The organism is Mangrovicoccus ximenensis, from assembly GCF_003056725.1.
GTDB lineage: Bacteria > Pseudomonadota > Alphaproteobacteria > Rhodobacterales > Rhodobacteraceae > Mangrovicoccus > Mangrovicoccus ximenensis.
The window spans coordinates 727336-746815 of sequence record NZ_QBKZ01000001.1; the positions used below are offsets into that span (position 1 = coordinate 727336).

Annotated in this window: 16 protein-coding genes and 3 pseudogenes; 9 read left to right on the forward strand and 10 right to left on the reverse strand. The window is 69.3% G+C overall.

The window, feature by feature from the left end:
* Positions 1-69: 69 nt before the first annotated feature.
* The 7 genes and pseudogenes from C7T91_RS33275 to C7T91_RS04115 form a co-directional block, all read right to left on the reverse strand.
* Positions 70-625, reverse strand: a pseudogene (locus C7T91_RS33275) (AIR synthase related protein); the annotation flags it as partial.
* 61 nt (positions 626-686) lie between these two features.
* Positions 687-1823, reverse strand: a complete 1137-nt coding sequence (gene hypD / locus C7T91_RS04090) for a hydrogenase formation protein HypD (RefSeq protein WP_108258091.1) — start codon at positions 1821-1823, stop codon at positions 687-689.
* Positions 1820-2110, reverse strand: coding sequence for a HypC/HybG/HupF family hydrogenase formation chaperone (gene hypC, locus C7T91_RS04095; RefSeq protein ID WP_108258092.1), 291 nt, complete (start codon positions 2108-2110; stop codon positions 1820-1822). The genes hypD and hypC overlap by 4 nt, the downstream gene beginning before the upstream one ends.
* A gap of 4 nt (positions 2111-2114) precedes the next feature.
* A complete protein-coding gene (locus tag C7T91_RS04100; RefSeq protein WP_108258093.1) occupies positions 2115-3581 on the reverse strand; it encodes a sigma-54-dependent transcriptional regulator in 1467 nt (488 codons plus the stop codon).
* Positions 3578-4390 carry a hydrogenase nickel incorporation protein HypB gene (gene hypB / locus C7T91_RS04105; RefSeq protein ID WP_108258094.1) on the reverse strand — a complete coding sequence of 271 codons (813 nt, stop codon included), beginning with the start codon at positions 4388-4390 and terminating at the stop codon, positions 3578-3580. The genes C7T91_RS04100 and hypB overlap by 4 nt, the downstream gene beginning before the upstream one ends.
* Positions 4390-4731, reverse strand: a complete 342-nt coding sequence (hypA, locus tag C7T91_RS04110; protein ID WP_108258095.1) for a hydrogenase maturation nickel metallochaperone HypA — start codon at positions 4729-4731, stop codon at positions 4390-4392. The genes hypB and hypA overlap by 1 nt, the downstream gene beginning before the upstream one ends.
* Complete coding sequence (locus tag C7T91_RS04115; RefSeq protein ID WP_108258096.1) at positions 4724-6712, reverse strand: YbfB/YjiJ family MFS transporter; 1989 nt, start codon at positions 6710-6712, stop codon at positions 4724-4726. The genes hypA and C7T91_RS04115 overlap by 8 nt, the downstream gene beginning before the upstream one ends.
* A gap of 20 nt (positions 6713-6732) precedes the next feature.
* On the opposite strand from C7T91_RS04115, the pseudogene C7T91_RS04120 reads away from it, so the two are divergent.
* The 4 genes and pseudogenes from C7T91_RS04120 to C7T91_RS04140 form a co-directional block, all read left to right on the forward strand.
* A pseudogene (locus C7T91_RS04120) lies at positions 6733-7386 on the forward strand (thiazole synthase); the annotation flags it as partial.
* A 57-nt stretch (positions 7387-7443) separates the two neighbouring features.
* On the forward strand, positions 7444-8148 hold the full coding sequence (locus C7T91_RS04130) for a gamma-glutamyltransferase (RefSeq protein ID WP_236638037.1): 705 nt from the start codon (positions 7444-7446) through the stop codon (positions 8146-8148).
* Entirely contained in the window at positions 8136-8684 is a 549-nt protein-coding gene (locus C7T91_RS04135; protein ID WP_236637965.1) for a gamma-glutamyltransferase, read from the forward strand. The genes C7T91_RS04130 and C7T91_RS04135 overlap by 13 nt, the downstream gene beginning before the upstream one ends.
* Positions 8642-9049 (forward strand): annotated as a pseudogene (locus tag C7T91_RS04140) (cobaltochelatase subunit CobN); the annotation flags it as partial. The gene C7T91_RS04135 and the pseudogene C7T91_RS04140, both read left to right, overlap by 43 nt.
* Positions 9050-9200: 151 nt before the next feature.
* On the opposite strand, the gene C7T91_RS04145 reads toward C7T91_RS04140, so the two are convergent.
* The 3 genes from C7T91_RS04145 to C7T91_RS04160 all read right to left on the reverse strand — a co-directional run bounded on the left by C7T91_RS04145 (position 9201) and on the right by C7T91_RS04160 (position 15045).
* Positions 9201-11993 (reverse strand): bifunctional aconitate hydratase 2/2-methylisocitrate dehydratase, encoded by a 2793-nt coding sequence (locus C7T91_RS04145; protein ID WP_108258097.1) that lies wholly within the window; start codon positions 11991-11993, stop codon positions 9201-9203.
* A 746-nt stretch (positions 11994-12739) separates the two neighbouring features.
* Positions 12740-13687, reverse strand: coding sequence for an ABC transporter permease (locus C7T91_RS04155; RefSeq protein WP_108258099.1), 948 nt, complete (start codon positions 13685-13687; stop codon positions 12740-12742).
* Complete coding sequence (locus tag C7T91_RS04160) at positions 13687-15045, reverse strand: ABC transporter substrate-binding protein (protein ID WP_108258100.1); 1359 nt, start codon at positions 15043-15045, stop codon at positions 13687-13689. The genes C7T91_RS04155 and C7T91_RS04160 overlap by 1 nt, the downstream gene beginning before the upstream one ends.
* A 173-nt stretch (positions 15046-15218) precedes the next feature.
* Between C7T91_RS04160 and C7T91_RS34670 the strand changes: the two genes are divergently transcribed.
* From C7T91_RS34670 to C7T91_RS04185, 5 genes are read left to right on the forward strand one after another with little or no spacing between them, the layout of a single operon-like run.
* Positions 15219-15404, forward strand: a complete 186-nt coding sequence (locus C7T91_RS34670; RefSeq protein ID WP_236638038.1) for an acetate--CoA ligase family protein — start codon at positions 15219-15221, stop codon at positions 15402-15404.
* 5 nt (positions 15405-15409) lie between these two features.
* Complete coding sequence (locus C7T91_RS04170) at positions 15410-16201, forward strand: carnitinyl-CoA dehydratase (protein WP_108258497.1); 792 nt, start codon at positions 15410-15412, stop codon at positions 16199-16201.
* A 12-nt stretch (positions 16202-16213) separates the two neighbouring features.
* Positions 16214-17137, forward strand: coding sequence for a BKACE family enzyme (locus C7T91_RS04175; RefSeq protein WP_108258102.1), 924 nt, complete (start codon positions 16214-16216; stop codon positions 17135-17137).
* Positions 17134-18579: a carnitine 3-dehydrogenase gene (locus tag C7T91_RS04180; protein ID WP_108258103.1), complete on the forward strand. Its 1446-nt coding sequence runs from the start codon at positions 17134-17136 to the stop codon at positions 18577-18579. Before C7T91_RS04175 ends, C7T91_RS04180 begins: the two co-directional genes overlap by 4 nt.
* Entirely contained in the window at positions 18576-19325 is a 750-nt protein-coding gene (locus C7T91_RS04185) for a class II aldolase/adducin family protein (protein ID WP_236637967.1), read from the forward strand. The genes C7T91_RS04180 and C7T91_RS04185 overlap by 4 nt, the downstream gene beginning before the upstream one ends.
* Positions 19326-19480: the final 155 nt, after the last annotated feature.

Sequence of the window (19480 nt, forward strand, 5' to 3'; positions counted from 1 at the left end):
CGCCGCTTCGGGCGCAGCAAGCGCCCGGACGGCGTGGCGCCGCCCCAGCACCGCCGCCGGATTCCAGCTCAGCATGATCGCCGAGCACGCCGTTGACGATCGCCACGTCGCCGGGCCGGATCCGCTCCGCCGCCAGCTCCCGCCCCGGCGGGATCGCGCCGACCCCCGACGTGGTGACGAACACCTTGTCCGCCGAGCCCCGCCCGACCACCTTGGTGTCGCCGGTGACGATCCGCACCCCCGCCTTCGCCGCTTCCTCCGCCATCGAGGCCACGATCCGCCGCAGCAGCGCGATCTCCGTGCCCTCCTCGATGATGAAGGCCGCCGAGAGCCACAGCGGCTGCGCCCCGCCCACGGCCAGGTCGTTCACCGTGCCGCAGACCGCGATCTTGCCGATATCGCCGCCGGGAAACTCCACCGGATCGACCACGAAACTGTCGGTGGTGAAGGCGAGCCGCGCGCCCGGCAGCTGCAGCGCCGCCGAACTCAGCCGCGCCTGGTCTTCCATGCCCGGCGGTCCGAAGGCGCTGGCGAAGACGCTCTCGATCAGCTCGCGCATCGCCTTGCCGCCGCCGCCATGGGCCAGCGTGACACGCTCGTCGCGAAAGGCCGTATCCTTGGGCATTGCTTGCTTCCTCTGCCGCGGGGCCGGGGGAGGGGGCCGGGGAGGGGGCGCGCCCCCTCCCCTATTCCGCCGCCGCCCGCGCGCCTCCGTATTGGTAATAAGCCGCGCAGGCGCCCTCGCTCGACACCATCAGCGCGCCGAGCGGCATCCCGGGCGTGCAGCCCTTGCCGAAATGCGGACAGCCCGTCGGTTTCAGCCGCCCGGTCATCACCTGGCCGCAGGCACAGCCCTCGGGCTCCTCGACGACGCGGGCCGCCGCGCCGTAGCCGATGCCGAATTTCGCCTCGGCATCGTAGCCGCGATAGGCCGCCCGGATGCGCAGCCCGCTCTCGTCGATTTCGCCCAAGCCCCGCCATTCGAAGCTCGGCCGCATCTCGTAGACATCGGCGATCGCCGCGATGCTGACCGGATTGCCATGCTCGGGCACGACGCGGGCATACTGGTTTTCGACCTCGGCGCGGCCGTCGCGGATCTGCTCGACCACCATCAGCACGGATTGCAGCAGGTCGAGCGGCTCGAATCCCGCCACCACGATCGGCTTGCCGAAGTCTTCGGCAATGAAGTCATAGGGATGGATGCCGATCACCATGCTGACATGGCCCGGCCCGACGAAGCCGTCGAGCACCATGTCCGGGTCCGACAGAAGCGCGCGGATCGGCGGCGGCACGGTGATGTGGTTGCAGAAGACCGAGAAATTCGCCAGCCCTTCGCGCGCCGCCGCCTGGATCGACAGCGCGGTCGAGGGCGTCGTGGTCTCGAAGCCGAGCCCGAAGAACACCACCTCGCGCTCCGGATTGCGCCGCGCCAGTTCCAGCGCGTCGAGCGGCGAATAGACCATGCGGATGTCGGCGCCCTCCGCCTTGGCCTGGATCAGCGACTTCTGCGTCCCCGGCACCCGCATCGCGTCGCCGAAGGTGGTGAAAATGACCTCGGGCCGTTCCGCGATGGCGATGCATTCGTCGACCCGGGCGCGCGGCAGCACGCAGACCGGGCAGCCGGGGCCATGGATGAACTCGATGCCGGGATGGGTCAGCTTGTCGAGCCCGTAGCGGAAGATCGCATGGGTGTGCCCGCCGCAGATCTCCATGATGTGCAGGGGCTTTTCAGCCGTCGCGCCGATCTCGTCCACGACCGCCGCGATCTTGGCCAGCACCGCCTTCGCCGGTTTCGGGTCGCGGAATTCCTCCATGTATCTCATGCGCGTTCCCCCAGCGCCGCGTCGCCGGCCGCCATCGCCTCGAGGGCTTCCTGCGCCTCGCCGAGCTCGCGCAGCGCGTCGAGCGTCGCCGCCGCCTCGTCCTCGTCGATCAGCGCCATGGCGAAGCCGACATGGATCAGCGCCCATTTGCCGACCAGATCCTCCAGCGGAGCGCTCGCCACGCAGGCGACATTGACCTCGCGGCGCACGCCCGAGACCTCGGCCATCGCCATCTGGCGCGCAGCGTCGGTCACCGCCACGATCCGGCCCGGAATTCCAAGGCACATCTCTTCAGTCCTCCTCGATCCGGTTCGGTTCCGGGATGCCGTAGCGCTCGATCTTCGCCCGGAGCCCCACGCGCGACAGGCCCAGCTCGGCCGCCGCGCGGCTCTTGTTCCATTTCAGCCGTGTCAGCGTCTCGCGCAGGATGCGCATCTCGATCTCCTCGACCCGGTCCTTCAGCGTGCCGGTCCCGGCCAGCACCCGGTCGAAGGACGGGTCCGACCCCTCCCGCGACGGCGTCGCCTGCAGGATGTGCCGCGAGATCAGCTCGGGGCCCAGCACCGTGTCCTGGCTGAAGATCAGCATCCTGAGCATCTCGTTTTCCAGCTCGCGCAGGTTGCCCGGCCAGTCGTGGTTGCCGAGAAACGCCAGCGCATCGTCCGACAGCCCGTGCACGATCTTGCCGTGCCGCGAGGCCGCGTCGAACAGCGCCTCATGCGCCAGCATCCCCAGATCCTTCAGCCGCGCGCGCAGGGGCGGCACCGACAGCGACGCCGCGGCCAGCGCGTAATACAGGTCCTCGCGGAACGCGCCCTCGCCCACCGCCGCGCGCAGGTCGCGATGGCTTCCGGCAATCAGCCGCACGTCGCAGCGCTGCATCTCGGCCGCGCCGATCGGGCGGAACTGCTGGCCGAGCGCCACTGGCAGCAGCTTCAGCTGCATCGCCGGGCTGAGGCTGTCCACCCCGTTCAGGATCAGCGTGCCGCGCTCGGCCTTCTGTATCAGCCCTATCTTGTTGACCTGCAGCCCGGGCAGCGCGCCGCGCCGCGCGCCGAACAGCTCCAGCTCCAAGAGGTCGTCCTCGACGCCCACCAGCGTGATCTCGTGGCAGGGCCGGTCCGAGCGCAGCGACGCATAGTGCATCGCCCGCGCCAGCGCCGCCTTGCCGGTCCCCGGCTCGCCCGAGATCAGGACCGGCACGTCGAAGCTGGCGAATTGGCGGGCCTGCTCGACCACGGCGTTCATCGGGCTGTCGGGGCCGCGCAGCACCTTCTCGAATCCGAGGCCCTCGCGCAGCGCCTTGCGCTGCTCCTCCAGCTTGGTTTCCACCGAGCGGCTGAGATAGCGCATTTCGAGGCTGAGCTGCTCGTGCTCGCGGTTCAGCCGGAACAGCTGCGCCGCGTTCTTGGCCACCATGATCAGCTGGTCCGGGTGCCAGGGCTTTGTGACGATCTGGTAGATGCCCGCCTCGTTGATCGCCGCGATCATGTCGGCGGTCTCGGTATAGCCGGTGATGATGATGCGGATCACGTCCGGCCAGCGGTCGCGCACCTCCGAGAGGAACTCGACCCCGGTCTGGCCCGGCATCCGCTGGTCGCACAGGATGACCTGGACGAACTGCTCCTCCATCACCTTCATCGCCTCGGCGGCGTTCGGGGCGGTGAAGCAGTCGAACTCGTCCTCCAGCGCCATCCGCATCGAATGCAGCGCGTGATCCTCGTCATCGACCAGTAGGATGCAGGGCAGGCTGGTCATCCCGCCAGCTCCGCCTTCTCGGCGAGACGGGCGCGCAGCCAGCCGGTCCAGCCCGCCATGCCCTCGCCGGTCCGCGCCGAAACCCGCAGGATCTCGATCCCTGGATTCACCCGTCGCAGGTTCTCTTCGTAGAGGTCCAGATCGACATCGCAATGCGGCGCGAGGTCGGTCTTGTTCAGGACGGCGAGCCGTGCGGCGGTGAACATGTCGGGGTATTTCAGCGGCTTGTCCTCGCCCTCCGTGACCGACAGGATCGCCACCTTGGCATCCTCGCCCAGATCGAAGGCGGCCGGGCAGACGAGATTGCCGACATTCTCGATGAAAAGCAGGCTGCCCCGCTTCAGCTCCAGATGCTCCAGCGCATGGCCGACCATGTGGCCGTCCAGGTGGCAGCCCTTGCCGGTATTGACCTGCACCGCCTGCGCGCCGGTGGCGCGGATGCGCTCGGCATCGTTGGCGGTCTGCTGGTCGCCCTCGATCACCGCCAGCGGCTGGTCCCCCAGCGCCTCGATCGTCTTGCACAGGAGCGTCGTCTTGCCCGAGCCCGGCGAGGAGACGAGGTTCAGCGCAAGCACCCCCCGGCCGGCGAAAAACGCCCGGTTCACGGCGGCATAGCCGTCATTCTTGGCGAGGATCGAGGTTTCGACCTCGATGATCCGCTCCTGCGTCATGCCTGCGACGGCAACGCCGGCGGCGCCTTCGCCGAAATGCAGGTCACCATGGCGGTGATCATGATGATGGTGGTGACCATGCTCATGGCCGTGATGGCCCTCGACCGTGGCATCTCCGCATCCGCAAACCGTGCACATCAGGCGACCTCCAGATCCTTGATCCGCATTTCATCTCCGCCGACCGGCATCAGCTTGCCGCCGCCGCATTCCGGGCAGGGGTCGAGCCGCTTGGCAATCTCCACTTCGGCCATGCAGTCGAAGCACATCGCCCGGCCCGGCAGGTCGATCATCTCCAGCGCGGCGCCCTCGGCAACCGTGCCGCGCATCACCACCTCGAAGGCGAATTCCAGCGCGGGCTTCTCGACGCCCGCGAATTTTCCCAGTTCCACCCGCACGCGGCGCACCTCGCCGATGGCATGGCGGCGGGCCTGATCCTCGATCACCTCGCGGATGCCCTCGCAGAGCGACATTTCATGCATCATGGGCCTCCTTCAGGGCGACAGGCTGGCACGGGTCCAGGAGCGCAAGCAAGACCTGCGCCTGCCCCGGCGGGCAGGTGGCAAGCGATTGTTCCAGAATGCCGCCGGGCGCAAGCAGATGCCCGGTCGGCGTCCAGCGGCGGAACCGGGTCACCCGGCCGTCCTGCCGGGCGGCCTCGACGGCATAGAGCCCGCGCGAGGCGGGAACGACAGCCACGCCCTGGCGCGGCCTGGCTGGTGCTGGCAAGGCGGAGGAGAGAGCCAGCACCCGCGCAAGCACGCGCCAGAGCGGTCCCCGCCCGAACCGGGCGGAGACGTGGCGCAACAGCGGGAAGGGAGGGAGCTGCGCGACCACGGTGTTCTCGATTGCGGCAGAGGCGGTCATCCGCTCTGCCGACGGCAGCGGCAGAGCGCCGGTCACCGCCGTGCCCGCGGGAAAGCGGGCAATGATTTCGGCCAGAACCCGGGAAACCGGGCAGGCATCGGTCAGAAAGCCCTCGAAATCCGGGCAATCCTTGACAAAGTCTTTAACCTCGCCCGCCAAGGCGAGCGGGTCGGGATGCGGCGCGAGGCCGAGCGCCTTCGGCAGCAGCACGCCGAGAAACAGCGCATGGTCGCGGGCAATGTCCTGCTCCAGCGCACTCCGGTCGGCTTCTGCCACCGGCAGGTCCAGCGCCATGCGGATCGCCAGCCGCTGCGAGGCGCGGCAAAGCGAGAAGATCCGCGGCAGCAGCTCCGCCGCCGCCTCCGCCGGTTTCCCGACAAGGAGCCGCTCCACCGGCAGGGATGCCGGGGTCTCGAAGCGGAGGGCTGCCGCGGCCATGGTCACTCGCCCATGCCGCCGGTGATCACCGCGCGGCGCGGGGGCATAGCTGCCGCTGCGCGCAGCCAGCTCCGCCGTGGCCAGCGGCCCGAGAATCTGGCCGGTGCCGTAGAGCAGCGTCATCCGTGCCATTTCCTGGCCCGAGGCGCCGGGCATGCGCAGCCCGGCGAGCAGCAGGGACAGCGCCACGACGACCACGAAGGCGGCCCCGAAGAGGATCGCCGAGAGATAGGCGAAGACGATGCCGCCGCCTGCGGCGAGCCCGGCCAGCGACAGCGCCTGCAGCGCCATCGCGCCGAACAGCACCGGCGCCAGTCCGAACCAGCGGGAAATGACCGAGCCTGCCATCGCGCCGGCCGCGTTTGCCAGTCCCAGGATGATCCAGGCCGCCGCTGCCGTGCCGCCGCCATGGCCGCTTGCCGCCAGGATGTCGACGCAGAAGGTGGCCCCGACGGCATAGCCCCATCCGGCCGCGAGGTAGCCCGCTCCGAACAGCCAGAACCAGCGCCTTGCGCCGGGGGCGGGGCGGGGTTTCCGCTGTCCTGCGGGGGGCGCCGCGTCGGCTTCGGGCTGCGGCGTGAGCGTCCAGGCAACGGGCAGGAGGAGGGCGGCGAGCCCGGCGAAGACGCCCCATAGCCCGGCCCAGCCGAGATGCGGGCCAAGAAGCAGCACCACCAGCCCGCTGAGGCAGATGCCGAGGCCCAGCCCCATGAAATGCGGTCCCAGATCGGGCCGCGCGTCGTTGCGGCGCAGCCATCCGAGGATGAATTCCGCGGCCAGAAGCATGCCGCCCGCGCCGCTCAGCCCGCCGAGATAGCGCGACACGGCCCAGAGCCAGGGATGGCTGGCCAGGCCCATCATCGCGGTGCTGAGGACGGCGAGCACCAGGCAGGCCCGGAACACTGCCAGCCGCCGCATCGGGTCGCGCAGGCCCGCCAGGAGCAGCACGGCCGAGAGGTAGCCGGCATAGATCAGCGCCCCGAGCAGCCCGGCGCCCTGCTGGGTCAGACCGGCCTCGGCCTGCATCGCGGGCAGCAGCGGCGTATAGGCGAAGCGGGCAATGCCGATGGTCAGCAGATGCGCGGCGATGCCGCCGAGGAAGCGGGCTGCGCGGCGACGCGGCGCTGCGCGATGGCGCGCGGGTCGAGATCCTCGCACCGATGCAGGGGGGCTGAGCCATGTTCTACGGCACCGAGCTGGCGAACCGCCTGATGCTGGGCACGGCCCAGTACCCCTCGCCGCAGATCCTGTCCGAGGCGATCGCCGCCTCGGGCGCCGAGGTGATCACCGTCTCGCTGCGCCGCGAAGGACGCGAGGGCGGCGCCTTCCGCGAAATCCTGAAGGAGGCCGGCCGCCGCATCCTGCCGAACACCGCGGGCTGCCACACGGTCAAGGAGGCCGTGACCACCGCGCAGATGGCGCGCGAGCTCTTCGAAACGCCCTGGGTCAAGCTCGAGGTGATCGGCCATGCGGACACGCTCCAGCCCGATCCCTTCGCGCTGGTCGAGGCGGCGCGCATCCTCTGCGCCGAGGGCTTCGAGGTCTTCCCCTACACGACCGAGGATCTGATCCTCGGCGAGAAGCTGATCGAGGCGGGCTGCCGGGTGCTGATGCCCTGGGGGGCGCCGATCGGCTCCGGCCAGGGGCTGCGCAACATCGAGGGGCTGCGCACGATGCGGGCGCATTTCCCGGGCGTGCCGCTGGTGGTCGATGCCGGGATCGGCGCGCCGAGCCAGGCCGCGCAGGCGATGGAGATGGGCTTCGATGCGGTGCTCCTGAACACCGCCGTGGCCAAGGCGCTCGACCCGGTGGCGATGGCGCGGGCCTTTTCCGGCTTTCGCGCCGTCGCGCAGCCGGCCGAAATCGCGCGCAGGCATGGCGTTCAGCGCATGGTCCAGCGTCTCGGCGCGGGCGATGCAGGCCTCGGCCAGCTCCACCGGCGAGAGCTTGCGCCGCGCGATCAAGCGGCGCGCCTCGATGGCGCCCAGATCGGCAGGGTCGGTTGCATCCGTCATGCGGTCTATTGGTATTCCGCGCTGATCATCGCCTCCGCGGCGCGCGAGCTGGCAGAGGACCCGGATGCGGCGGCGATGTTCCTCGAGGATGGCCAATGGCCGAAGATCTTCGGCTGGACGGCGCTGGCGGATGTGCGGCTCGACCAGTCGGGCATGGCGGCGACGCTGCAGCGGCTGGCCGAAGCCGGGGCGGAGGATTTCTACCGCGGCGACCTGGCTGCCGCGCTGGTGAAGGACGTCACCGCCAAGGGCGGCTTCCTGACGGCGGAGGATCTGGCGGAGTATGCGCCCGACTGGGCCGACCCGCTGGAAATTCCCTACCGCAAGGGCCGCATCCTCGCGGTCCCGGGCCTGACCGCCGGGCCGACGCTCGCGGATTCGGCTGGGGAATGGCAGGCGCTCTATGCCGCCGCNCGAGGCGGACAGCCCCGCNCGCCCATGTCGCGCGGGCCGCTGCGATGCGCNGAGGCTTATNGCGCGGCGGCTGTCGCATATGGGCGACCACGACTNCGGCAAAGGCGCCGGGCTGCACCACGCATTTCTCGATCGTCGATCGCGCGGGCAACATGGTGTCGATGACCCAGACGCTGCTGTCTGTCTTCGGGTCCCGGACGGTCTCGCCCTCGACCGGTCTGGTGCTGAACAACGGCATCATGTGGTTCGACCCCGAACCCGGCAAGCCGAACTCGCTGGCGCCGGGCAAGCGCTGCCTGATGAATGTCTGCCCGGTGCTGGGCGAGACCGGCAACCGCCGCTTCGCGCTCGGCGCCTCGGGCGGGCGCAAGATCATGCCGGCCGTCGGCCAGATTGCGGCGCAGCTCCTGGAAACCGGCGCCAGCCTGCAGGAGGCGGTCGAGGCGCCGCGGCTCGATGTGTCGGGCGGCGATCTGGTGGTTGCCGACGAGCGNGCTGGCCGGGCCGGTGACCGAGGCGCTCGGCGCGAAATGGACGGTCGCGACGGCGAAGCGGCTACCCTTCCCCTTCGCCTTCGCCTGCCCGGCGGCGGTGCTGCGCGAGGACGGGCTGAATTCCGGCACAACCGAAACCCTGTCGCCCTGGGGCGATGCCGTCGCCGAGGAGGGGCACCCAGGCCAAGCGCCGCGCGTCGGCCGTGATCATCGACCACCTGACGCCGCCGCTCACGCGGGCCGAGACCTACGGGCCGCTGCGCGAGCTCGAGGCGTTGGTCGACGAGTATTACCAGGCGGCCGGCGTGGACGCGCGGCGGATCGGCCATCTGCGCGGGCAAATCCTGTCGATGATGTCGGTGACCGGGCTCGACGAGGATGCCGGGCTGGACGGTCTCGACGATGATGCGCGGCTGGCGCGGCTCGATGCCTATCTCTGCGAGCTGAAGGAAAGCCAGATCCGCGACGGGCTGCACATTTTCGGCGCCGCGCCCGAGGGGCGGCTGGCGCGCGACCTGACGGTGGCGCTGGCCCGCGTGCCGAGGGGCGACGGCAAGGGGCGCAACGCCTCATCGCGACCGGACGGACCGGAAGCCGGTGCCGCGGCCGGAAGCGGGCCCGCAAAAGCGCAGGGGGCAGCGCCGGCCCCCGGCGCTGCCCCCTGGAATGTTCCGGTCATGCCGGACCCGGTGCATGCCGCTCCGGACCCGGCCCCTGGCCGTCTCAGAAATGGACGGAGTTGGCAGTCGCCGGTGCGGCGGCAGGCGGCGCGAACTTGGTCAGGTCGATGCCTTCCACCGCGGCCTTGTACTCGTCCGCGGAGGGCGTGCGGCCGAGAATGGCCGAGAGCACCACCACCGGGGTCGAGGCGAGCAGCGACTCGCCCTTCTTCTCGGCGCTGTCCTCCACGACGCGGCCCTGGAACAGGCGGGTCGAGGTCGCCAGCACGGTGTCGCCCTTGGCGGCCTTCTCCTGGTTGCCCATGCAGAGGTTGCAGCCGGGACGCTCGAGATAGAGGATGTTCTCGTACTCGGTGCGGTTCTGGGTCTTCGGGAACAGGTCGTCGAACTCGAAGCCCGAGTACTTCTGGAGGATCTCCCAGTCGCCCTCGGCCTTCAGCTCGTCGATGATGTTGTAGGTCGGCGCGGCCACGACGAGCGGGGCCTTGAATTCGACCTTGCCGTTCGCCTTCTCCAGGTTCTTCAGCATCTGCGCGACGATCTTCATGTCGCCCTTGTGCACCATGCAGGAGCCGACGAAGCCCAGATCCACCTTCTTCTCCGACCCGTAGTAGGAAATCGGACGGATGGTGTCGTGGGTGTAGCGGCGCGACGGATCGGCGTTGTTGACGTCCGGGTCCGCGATCATCGGCTCGTCGATCAGGTCGAGATCGACGACGACTTCGGCGAAGTACTTGGCATTGTCGTCGGGACGCAGCGCGGGCTTCTCGCCCGAGCGGATCTCGGCGATGCGCTTGTCGGCCTTGGCGATCAGGCCCGCAAGCGTGCCTGCCTCGTTGTCCATGCCCTTGTCGATCATCACCTGGATGCGCGATTTCGCCAGTTCCAGCGAGCCGATCAGCGTCTCGTCATTGGAGATGCAGATCGAGGCCTTGGCCTTCATCTCCGCGGTCCAGTCGGTGAAGGTGAAGGCCTGGTCGGCCAGCAGCGTGCCGATATGGACTTCGATGATCCGGCCCTGGAACACGTTGTCGCCATGCTGCTGGAGCATCTGCGCCTGGGTGGCGTGCACCACGTCGCGGAAGTCCATGTGCGGCGCCATCTGGCCCTTGAAGGTGACCTTCACGGATTCCGGGATCGGCATGGTTGCCTCGCCGGTTGCCAGCGCCAGCGCCACGGTGCCCGAGTCGGCGCCGAAGGCGACGCCCTTCGACATCCGGGTGTGGCTGTCGCCGCCCACGATCACGTCCCAGTCATCCACGGTGATGTCGTTGAGCACCTTGTGGATCACGTCGGTCATCGCGTGATACTGGCCCTTCGGGTCGCGCGCGGTCACCACGCCGAAGTTGTTCATGAAGGACATGAGCTTCGGAATGTTCGCCTGGGCCTTCTTGTCCCAGACCGACGCGGTGTGGCAGCCCGACTGGTAGGCGGCATCGACGGTGGAGGAGATCACGGTGGCCGCCATGGCCTCCAGCTCCTGCGCGGTCATCAGGCCGGTGGTGTCCTGCGAGCCGACGATGTTCACCTTCACGCGCACGTCCGAGCCGGCATAGAGCACCTTGCCCTTCGGCACGCCCAGAGCGTTGCGGTTGAAGATCTTCTCGACCGCGGTCAGGCCCTGGCCCTCGGCGGTGACTTCCTTGTTCGGCGCGAAGACCGGGGTCGGCTCGACGCCCAGCGTCTCGGCCGCGAACGTCTGCAGCTTCTTGCCGAACACGATGGCGTAGGACGAGCCCGCCTTCATGAATTCGACCTTCTGCGGCGTGAAGGCCGAGGCGACATCGGCCAGCTCTTCGCTGCCATCCTCGGATTTCAGCTTCTTGGCCTTGGTGTCGATGGTCAGCACGGTGCCGGTGGCGACCGAGTATTTCTGCTCGAGGACCGGGTTGCCCTCGTTGTTCAGCACCGGCTTGCCGTTGTCGTCGAGCTTCTTGACCCAGTTCTTCAGGTCGAGACCGATGCCGCCGGTGACGCCGACGGTCGTCAGGAAGATCGGCGAGATGCCGTTGGTGCCCGCGACGACCGGAGCGTAGTTGACGAAGGGAACGTAGGGCGAGGTCGGCTTGCCGGTCCACAGCGCCACGTTGTTCACGCCGGACATGCGCGACGAGCCCACGCCCATTGTGCCCTTCTCGGCGATCAGCATGACGCGCTTGCCGGGATGCTGCAGCTTCAGCGCCTCGATTTCCTTCTGCGCGGCTTCCGAGATCATGCACTTGCCGTGCAGTTCGCGGTCGGACCGCGAATGCGCCTGGTTGCCGGGCGACAGCAGGTCGGTCGAGATGTCGCCTTCGGCGGCGATGTAGGTGACGACCTGGATCTCGTCCTCGACATCGGGAAGCTTGGTGAAGAACTCGGCCTTGGCGTAGCTCTCCAGGATGTTCTTGGCGACGGCATTGCCGGCCTCGAAGGCATCCTTCAGGCGGGCCATGTCCGCGTCATAGAGGAACACCTGGGTCTTCAGAACCTCGCCGGCCTGTGCGGCGACGGCGGCATCTTCGCCGAGCGCCAGGTCCAGCAGGACGGCAACCGACGGGCCGCCCTTCATGTGCGACAGCAGCTCGAAGGCGAAGTCCGGCGTGATTTCCGCGACCTCGGCTTCGCCCAGGATGATTTTCTTGAGGAAGGCAGCCTTGACGCCCGCGGCGCTCGTGGTGCCCGGCAGCGTGTTGTAGATGAAGAACTGCAGCGAGTCGGCGCGGTGCTCGTTGCCGGCATCCTCGATCTGCGCGATCAGCTCCGCGACCAGGGCGCCATCGTCGATGGGCTTGGGATGCAGGCCTTCCGCCTTGCGGGTTTCGATTTCGTTTAGGTAGTCGGTGTACAAGCTCATGACGATCCCTGGTTCCGGTGCTGACTCGGCTCGAGGCACGGCGGCCCCGCTGGCCCCCGCACGCATTGTGTACGTACGTATACCGAGAACGGCGCGGCATCAAGCGGAACAGCTCCCCGAGGTTGCCATCCGGTTGATGCCTTCTCGCCGCAGGCGCTCTGTGCCGCCGGTTTCCGCACCGGGGCGCCCATCATCATGCGGCCATTCCGGCGCTCATGTCGATCCCATCCTGCCCAAGCGGCCAGTCCCCGGGGCGCGGCGCCGGCTTCCGGCGATGGCGCTGCGTTAAAAATGCGCAGCCTTGGCCCCGCGGCGGGCATCGCCCCGCGGCGCAGCGGACCGGCCCGGTGATCACGGGGACGCAGACGCTCTTCCCCGGCACGTCCGCCCTCTCGAGGCGCTCCCCCGGATCATCCGCTCCCCTGCCGCGGACCGGCATGACCCCGTGGCGATCCTCCTTGCGGCTCGACAAGACGGCCTCCGGCAACCGCCGCGGCCATCCAACTTTCAGATCGGGCCCGGCGCCGGCTGCCGCCCCGCCCGTCCGCTGGGCTGGCAGCGATCTGGCGCCCGGCAGGCAATGGCCTGCAATCGCAGGGAGGCGCGTGGTGACCTCCATTCCCGCCTCCGCCCCCTCCCGGAGCCGCCATCGCTTGCGAACCGGTCCGAGCGGCGACGGCGACGCAGCGCCGGCAGGCGGGCGAGGCCGGGCGCGCGCAGGGGCGGCGCGGTGATGTCGTGCAGGCTCATCTGGCGCTCCGGAGCCGGGGATTGAAGGCGATCGCCAGCATGTCCGCGGCCATGTTGAGGAAGATGTAGGTGGCGGCGAAGATCAGCCCGCAGGCCTGCACCACGGTGATGTCGCGCTTGGCGACGGAATCGACCATCAGCTGGCCCATGCCGGGATAGGCGAAGATCGTCTCGACGATGATCAGCCCGACGACGATATCCGCCAGCGTCATCACCACCACGGCCGAAACCGGCGCGGCCACATTGGGCAGGATGTGGCGCAGCACGATGCGGCCGCGCGGCAGGCCTTTCAGCATGGCGGTGCCGACATAGTCCTGCTCCATCGCCGCGACGATCGCGGCGCGGGTCATCCGCGCGACATGCGCCGTCGAGGTGACGACGAGCGTCAGCACCGGCAGGACCAGCACCTGCAGCACCTCCCAGGGGCTCATGCCCGGGCGCGGAATGGAGATCGAGGGCAGCCAGTTCAGCTCCACCGCCAGAACGGCGATGGCGACATAGGCGAAGAAGAACTCGGGCGTCGCCACGGTCACCATGGTCAGCACCAGCACCGCGCGGTCGATCCAGCTGTCGCGGAAGACCGCCGCCAGCGTTCCGAGCGCCAGCGCCAGCGGCACCGCGACCGCGGCGGCGAGCCCGGCGAGCATCAGCGTGTTGCCGAGACGCGCGGCGATCAGCGCGCCGATCTCGCGGCCATTGGTCAGCGACAGGCCCAGATCGCCCTGCAGGAGCCCGCCGAGCCAGTCCAGGTAGCGCGCCAACGGCGAGGCATCGAGCCCGCGCGACAGGCGCAGCGCCTCGACGGTCTCGGGCGTGGCGGAGGCGCCGAGCAGCTTCGAGGCGAAATCGCCCGGCATCATCTCGCCCGCGAGGAAAAGGAGCAGGGTGGAGGCGAGGACGAGGAGCACCCCCGTCCCGCTCCGGCGGAGCAGAAGCCTGCCCATCAGGCGGCGAGCCAGACGCGCTCGGTGAAGCGCGCGCCCATCAGGTACCAGGAGGGCGTCGGCATCAGGCCGCGCACACGCGGGCTGTAGGCATCGATGAAATCCGCGAAGACCGGGATGACATGCCCGGCATCGGCATGGATGATCGACTGCAGCTCCCAGTACATGTCCTTGCGCTTCGCGGCGTCGAGCTCGGCGCGGGCCTCGACCAGGATGCTGTCGAACCGCGGATCCGACCAGAAGGCCTCGTTCCAGGGCGCATCGCCGGCGAAGATCGTCGACATCAGCATGTCCACCGTCGGCCGCCCCATCCAGACGCCCGAGGTCATCTGCCGCGACGGGTTCAGCCAGATCTGGTCCCAGTAGCCGTCGGCGGGCTGGCGCATCACCTCGATGCCGATGCCCGCTTCCTGCGCCGCCTGGCGGAAGAGCTGGCCGACATTGGCGGAGCCGGCATAGGTCGCGTCCGAGGTGTCGAGCTGGAGCGACAGGCCGTCGAGCCCGGCCTCCTTCAGGTAGTGGCGCGCCTTTTCCGGATCATAGGGGGTCTGGGCCAGCTCGGTGTTGTAGAGCGGATCGGTCGCCGCCACCGGCTGGTCGTTGCCGATCCGGCCGTTGCCGCGCAGCACGATGTCGAGGATCTTCTGCCGGTCGATGCCGTGCTTCAGCGCGCGGCGGACATTGACGTTGTCGAAGGGCGCGAGCTTGCAGTTCGCGGCGTAGCTCCAGAACTGGCCGCCGGCGCTGTTGACGACCTGGGCGGCGCCGCTGCCCTTGAGCATCTCCACCGCGACCGGATCGACCAGGCCGAGCGCGTCGATCTGGCCCGATTGCAGCGCCGCGATGCGCGCCTGCGGGTCGTTCAGCACCAGGAACTCGACCTCGCCGACATGGGCGCGGCCTTCCTTCCAGTAGTTCGGGTTGCGCTCCCAGGTGGCGCGGACGCCCGGTTCGAAGGAGGTCTGGACATAGCCGCCGGTGCCCACGGGATTCATCCAGTCGTCGAAGCCGTCGGGCACGATCGCCATGTGGTCGCCCGAGAAGTTCCAGGGCAGGTCGGCATTGCCCGAGGCCAGGCGGATGCGGATCTGGTGGCTGTCGAGCTTCTCCACCTCCTCGACCGCCGCCATCAGCGCCTTGGCGCCCGATTGCGAGGCCTCGCCGCGATGGCGGTTGATCGAATAGATCACGTCATCGGCGGTCATCGACCGGCCGTCGTGGAATTCGACGCCCTTGCGCAGGTTGAACACCCATTCCTTCGCGCCCGGCGCGGCCTCCCAGCTTTCGGCCAGTTCCGGGGCCAGCGTCTTGTCGGGCGCGATCTCGACCAGGTGGTTGAAGGTCGTGTAGGCGGCCATGACGCCGAATTCGTCCTGGCGCAGCGCCGGGTCGTTGGTGTTGGAACTGGCGCCGAGGGTGCCTGCGCGCAGCGTGCCCCCCGATTGCGGCGCCTCCTGGGCGCGGGCTCCGCCGGGCAGCAGGAGGCCGCCCGCGCCGCGATGCGCTGGCCGGCCTGCGCACCGGCCGGCTGCTGACCGGCTACCGCGGCCGCAGCCCGGCCGATCTGGACGCCGTGATCGACGCGGTGATGTCCGTCCAGGAGCTGGTCGGCGCCCATGCCGGCCGGCTCCGCGAAATCGAGATCAACCCGCTGATGTGCCTGCCCGAGGGCGCGGTGGCGGCGGATGCCCTCATCCGGATGGGAGAGATGGAATGAACGAGATGACGAAACCGGCCTCCGCGGTCCGCACCGAGCGCCGCGGCGCCGTGCTGGAGGTGACGCTGGACCGGCCCAAGGCCAATGCCATCGACATGGCGACGAGCCGCGAGCTGGGCGAGACCTTCCTGGCCTTCCGCGACGACCCCGAGCTGCGCGTCGCGATCATCACCGGGGCGGGCGCCAAGTTCTTCTGCCCCGGCTGGGACCTGAAGGCCGCGGCGGAAGGCGAGGGACCGGATGCCGATTACGGCGTCGGCGGCTTCGGCGGGCTGCAGGAGCTGCGCGGGCTGAACAAGCCGGTGATCGCCGCCGTCAACGGCATCTGCTGCGGCGGCGGGCTGGAGCTGGCGCTGGCCGCCGACATCATCCTGGCCGCCGACCACGCGAGCTTCGCGCTGCCGGAAATCCGCTCGGGCACCGTGGCGGATGCCGCCACCATCAAGCTGCCGAAGCGCATCCCCTACCACATCGCGATGGAACTGCTCTACACGGGCCGCTGGTTCGACGCCGACGAGGCGCATCGCTGGGGCCTCGTCAACCGCATCCTGCCCGGAGGTGAGCTGATCGAGGCGGCCCGCGCCCTGGCCGACGAGCTGGCCTCGGGTCCGCCGCTGGTCTTCGCCGCGATCAAGGAGATCGCCCGCGAGGCCGAGGACATGAAGTTCCAGGACGCGATGAACCGGATCAACGGCAGCCAGTTCGAGACCGTGGAGCGGCTCTACCGCTCCGAGGACCAGAAGGAAGGCGCCCGCGCCTTCGCCGAGAAACGCGACCCGGTCTGGAAGGGCCGGTAAGGAGAGACGAGAATGCCGCTTCGCATGAACCGCAGGCCCTTCATCACCGCTGCCATCACCGGCGCGGGCGCCACGCAGGACAAGAGCCGCCTGGTGCCCCGCTCGCCGAAGGAAATTGCCGGGGCCGCGATCGACGCCGCCAAGGCCGGCGCGGCCATCGTGCATTGCCATGTCCGCGACCCGGAAACCGGCGCGCCCTGCCGCGACCTCGCGCTCTACCGCGAGCTGACCGACCGGGTGCGCTCGGCCGATGTCGATGTCGTGCTCAACCTGACTGCCGGGATCGGCGGCGACCTGACCTTCGGCGCGCCCGAGACGCCGATGCAGCTGGATGCGCCGAATACCGACATGGCCGGGGCCACGGAACGGATGGCGCATGTCCGCGCCTGCCTGCCCGAGATCTGCACGCTCGACTGCGGCTCGATGAATTTCGGCGACGGCGACTACGTGATGACCAACACCACGAACATGCTGCGCGCCATGGGCCGGATGATGACCGATCTGGGCGTGAAGCCCGAGATCGAGGCCTTCGACACCGGCCATCTGTGGTTCGCCTCGCAGCTGGTGAAGGACGGCGTGCTGGACGATCCGGCGCTGGTGCAGCTCTGCATGGGCATCCCCTGGGGCGCGCCGAACGACCTGCACACCTTCATGGCGATGGTGGCGAACGTGCCTGCGGGCTGGACCTGGTCGGCCTTCAGCCTCGGCCGGGACCAGATGCCCTATGTCGCCGCCGCCGCAATGGCCGGGGGCAATGTCCGGGTCGGGCTGGAGGACAACCTCTATCTGGAGAAGGGCGTGCTGGCGACGAATGCCCAGCTGGTCGAGAAGGCAGCAAGCCTGCTGGAGAACATGGGGGCCTCGCTGATGGGACCGCAGGAGGTCCGCGACCTCTTGGGCCTGACCAAGCGCGCGCCCGAAGGGCTGGCGGCATGAGCCGCGCCGCGATCATCGGCGGCGGGCTGATCGGCGGCGGCTGGGCGGCGCGCTTCCTGCTGAACGGCTGGGATGTCGCCGTCTTTGACCCCGATCCGGAGGCGGAGCGCAAGATCGCCGCCGTGCTGGAAAACGCCCGCCGGTCGCTGCCCGCGCTCTATGACCGGGCGCTGCCCGAAGAGGGCAGGCTGACCTTTGCCGCCACGCTGGCCGAGGCCGTCGCGGGCGCGGACTGGGTGCAGGAAAGCGTCTCGGAACGGCTGGAGCTGAAGCACCGGGTTTATGCGCAGATCGCAGAGGCGGCGCCGGGGACGGTGATCGGCTCTTCGACCTCGGGCTTCCGCGCCGCCGATCTGGCCTCGCAGGGCGCGCCGGTCGTGGTCGTGCATCCGTTCAATCCGGTCTACCTGCTGCCGCTCGTCGAGATCGCCGGGGACCCGGAGCTCTGCGCGAAGGCCGAGGCGCTGGTGCGCTCCGTCGGCATGGCGCCGCTCTTGCTGCGCAAGGAGATCGACGCCTTCATCGCCAACCGCTTCCAGGAGGCGGTCTGGCGCGAGGCGCTGTGGATGATCCGCGACGGCATCGCCACCACCGCCGAGGTCGATGACGCGATCCGGCTCAGTTTCGGCCTGCGCTGGGGCCAGATGGGCCTGTTCGAGACCTACCGCATCGCCGGCGGCGAAACCGGCTACCGCCACTACCTGGAACAGTTCGGCCCGTCGCTGGCCTGGCCCTGGTCGCGGCTGACCGACGTGCCGGAGCTCGACGGCGCGCTGGTCGACGCGATCTGCACCCAGTCCGATGCCCAGACGGGGGACCGCACGACTGCCGACCTGGAACGGCTGCGCGACGACAATCTCGTCGGCATGATCCGCGCGCTGCGCCAGAGCGGGTCGGGCGCGGGCGGCGTGGTGCTGGAGCACGAGGCGCAGCTCGGCACGGGGGGCATGCTGCATGGCCTGCCGGTCACCGCGGCGCGGCAAGTGCCGCCCGGCTGGGCCGACTATAACGGCCACATGAACGAGGCCGCCTATCTGGAGGCCGGAACCTGGGCCACCGACGGGCTGATGCAGCTGATCGGCGCCGATGCCGGCTATGTGGCGTCGGGGAAAAGCTTCTTCACCGTCGACACCCGCATCCGCTATCTCGCCGAGATGCATGTCGGCGAGCGGCTGGCCGTCACCACGCAGGTGCTGGAGGGCGCGGGCAAGAAGATGCGGCTTTTCCACCGCATCTTCCGCGCCGACGGCACGCTCTCGGCGACGATCGAGACGCTGCTTCTGCATACCGACCTGACAACGCGCCGCGCTTGCCCGCCGGAGGCACAGGTGGCACGAGAGCTGGACAGGCTTGCCGCGGCGCATCGGGACATTCCCGCCGAAGGGGCCGGACTGGCCGTCGGGCAGCGCGCCGCCCCGGCGAAGGAAAGGGACATCGCATGAAGGACATCGCCATGACCGAGGCCGAACGCAAGGCCCGCGAAGATCTGGCCGCCTGCTACCGTCTGGCAGCGCTGCACCGCTTCACCGACCTGATCTACACCCATATCACCGCCCGCGTGCCGGGCGAGGACGGGCATTTCCTGATCAATCCCTATGGCTGGCGCTGGGAGGAGATCACTGCATCGTCGCTGGTCAAGATCGACGTGAACGGCAACAAGGTCGACGGCAGCCCGCACCGGATCAACCCGGCGGGCTTCACCATCCATTCCGCAGTCCACATGCACCGCCACGATGCCGCCTGGATCATGCACACCCATACCCGCGCGGGCGTCGCGGTGTCCTGCATGGAGGAGGGGCTCCTGCCGCTCAACCAGATCTCGCTGCAGTTCCACAACCGCACCGCCTATCACGACTTCGAGGGGATCGCGCTCGACCTCGAAGAGCGCGAGCGCATCGTCGCGGATTTCGGCAATCACCCGGTCATGGTGCTGCGCAATCACGGGCTGATCGCCACCGGACGCAGCGCGGCCGAGATGTTCTCGCACATGTTCTACCTGGAGCGCGCCTGCGAGATCCAGATCGCCGCGCTCTCCACCGGCCAGCCGCTGCGCCAGGTCGACGAAGAGATCGCCGCCCATGTCCATGGCCAGTACGCCCAGATGCTGGAAGAGGACGGCGACCTCGCGCTGGAATGGGACGCGCATCTGCGCTCGATCGAGGGGCTGGGCAGCGACTGGCGCGCCTGACGCCCCGAGGGGCCGCTCCCGGCGGGGCGGCGCCCGCGGCGATCGGCAGGCCGCCGCTGCCCGGTCCTGCTCCCTGCGGCCATGGCGGTTCCGTCCCGTCCGGGCTGCGGCGTGGCTGCATTTGAAACCCGGGCGGCTTTGGGCCAATGTCGCGG